This is a genomic window from Pseudomonas sp. F007, from assembly GCF_057814275.1.
Genome location: NZ_JBVATA010000059.1, coordinates 1 through 255, shown reverse-complemented (window position 1 = coordinate 255; position 255 = coordinate 1). Strand labels below are relative to the sequence as shown.

The 255-nt window shown below is 65.1% G+C and carries 1 pseudogene; it reads left to right on the top strand.

The features are described from left to right. Positions 1-255, top strand: a pseudogene (locus ACZYR5_RS29715) (hypothetical protein); the annotation flags it as partial.

Below are 255 nucleotides of genomic sequence, written 5' to 3'. Positions count from 1 at the left end.
CGTGCCTTTCTCGCGCAATTTCGTGCTGGTGCGCCACCACCTGCAGGCGCCGCACATCACCGGCAGCCCGGACGTACCGCCGAGCCTGACCTTCTACAGCTTGTATTTGCACCTGCAGGATTGGGCGGTGTATCAGGACAATCGCGCGCAAGCGCGGCCACCGTTCTGGCCGCAAAGCTCGATCCGCCGCGTCAAGCAGACGGCCAACGATGGTCGCCCCGGCCACCCCGAAGAGACTGGCCTGAACGTGCGCAA